The sequence below is a fragment of the Flavobacterium sp. ZT3R18 genome (assembly GCF_007097385.1).
In the GTDB taxonomy this organism is placed as follows: Bacteria; Bacteroidota; Bacteroidia; order Flavobacteriales; family Flavobacteriaceae; genus Flavobacterium.
The window spans coordinates 1-2,328 of sequence record NZ_VJZS01000055.1; the positions used below are offsets into that span (position 1 = coordinate 1).

Genomic DNA, 2,328 nt, shown 5'->3' on the forward strand with positions numbered 1-2,328 from the left:
GCATTTGAACATTCTAGTGTAGCATCTAAACTTAATGCTGCAGTTTGAACAACTGGTTTGGTCGTGTCTTTAACGGTAATGATTTGAGTTCTGGTCACAGCAGCATTTCCACTACCATCAACTAGAGACCAAGTTCTTGTAATTACATGAGACCCTTGACAAGATCCATTCGCAACAACATCCCCAAAAGTGGCCTGCAATCCTACTGAACAATTGTCCGATTCATCAGTTACGTCTCCCGTTGCCGTTACCGATGCATCATAAGTACAAGTTGCACTGGTGAAGATTGTCATATTGGCCGGTGCCGTGAATATAGGCTTGATGTTGTCGCTTACTGTTACTGTAAACAAGCAAGTAGCATTACCACAAGAATTCACAGCTGTAATTGTTACATTGGTGACACCCTTGTCAAAAGTCGAACCAGAACCTGTACCGCTTCCACTTCCCGTTGTTGCTCCAGTAAATACATAAGTATATGTTGGCGCTGGCGCACCAGTTGCTATTGCAGAATAATTTACCCCTGCAGAACAAGTCCCAGCCGTTGTATTAGCGGCTTGGTTGCCTGGACATGTTGTAAAAACTGGCTGACTATTGACAGTTACAACCGCACTTCCCGAAAAAGTACCGGTACAATTTACATCACTCACGGAAGTTAAAGAATACGTTTTTGTGGTTCCTGGTGAAACCGGAAAAGCATAAGGACTTGTAGTAATTCCAGTGATAGTAACCGGTGTTATACCATCAGTATATGTAATAATCCATGGTTGAGTACCAGTTAAGGCAACGGATAAATTACTACTACCACCACAAATCGTAGTCGTCCCAGATAAAGTGGCCGTTGGCAATGCTTTGACATGTACCGTTCTAGTACTAACATCAAAGCAACCGTTACCATCAGTAACTTTATAATTAATAACAGCATCATTGTCACCTAATATACCAGTGACTAGTCCTGAATTATCGACAGTAGCAAAAATCGGATTAACACTACTCCAAACTCCTCCTGGTGTACTATTACTAAGTTGAAAAGTCATGTTTTCGCAAACTTTGATAGAAACGCCTATAGGAGTAATAGAGGCTACAATAGGCAAAGGATAAACTTCGTATTTTAACACATTCGATCCGGAGGTACAAGTAACCGAATTTAACGTTACCGTTGCTATACGCTTAAAAGAAGTTGTAACACTAAGTGAGGGTATCTGGTAATTCGAGTTACTCTCTCCTGGTATTGTAGTCCAACTGCTTCCTGCATCAATACTTTTCTCCCAGGAGTAAGTAACTGCCGCCAAACCTGAAGCAGAGGTAGTGTTTGTCGTAATAGTAGGATTCAATGGATCACAACCTGGTCCTGGATTAGTAGTACCTTTGTCAATCACTCCCGGATTTATTGAATTTACTGTTACAGTTGCTGAGGCACTATTTGCCAAAGCACAAACACCGCTGGTCAAAACTGCTCGGTAATACGTAGTTGTCGATAAGTTAGTAGCCGTTAATGTTGTTGTTGTATTCGCAATTGGAGTACCTGCAGTTGCAAAGTTATCCAATGATGACTCCCAACGTGTGATTGCTCCTATGTGACCACTTAATGTTAATGTTGTGCTGTTTATTCCCGTACAAACTGTTGCACTTCCTGCAACAGTTCCCCCTCCCGAAGCAGGATTTACCGTAATTTGAATTGCTACTGAGGTATCAGAACAACCTCCTGAGGTAACCGTTCTTCTATACCATGTTGTTGCAGCCAAACTTCCCGGTGTATAATTTATCGTATTGCTGGTTCCCGATGCCGTTGCAAATCCAGCAACAGCACTCGTGGTACTGCTTTCCCATAAATACACATAAGCACCACTTCCGCCTGTTGGCGTGCTTCCCGTTAATGCCACTGGTGTGGTTGCCGTACAAATAGTTTGCGCAGCACTTACCGTATTACCGGCGATTACCGGACTTACCGTAATTTGAATTGCTGCTGAGGTATCCGAACAACCCCCTGAGGTAACTGTTCTTCTGTACCATGTTGTTGCAGCCAAACTTCCCGGTGTATAATTTATCGTATTGCTGGTTCCTGATGCCGTTGCAAATCCCGCTACGGCACTCGTGGTACTGCTTTCCCACAAATACACATAAGCTCCGCTTCCGCCTGTTGGCGTGCTTCCCGTTAATGCCACTGGTGTGGTTGCCGTACAAATAGTCTGGATAGCACTTACCGTATTGCCCGCTATTACTGGACTTACCGTAATTTGAATTGCTGCTGAGGTATCCGAACAACCCCCTGAGGTAACTGTTCTTCTGTACCATGTTGTTGCAGCCAAACTTCCCGGTGTATAATTTATC

1 pseudogene is annotated in these 2,328 nt (G+C 43.4%); it reads right to left on the bottom strand.

Annotated features, from left to right (window positions below):
* Positions 1 to 2,328, bottom strand: a pseudogene (locus tag FNW52_RS20940) (hypothetical protein); the annotation flags it as partial.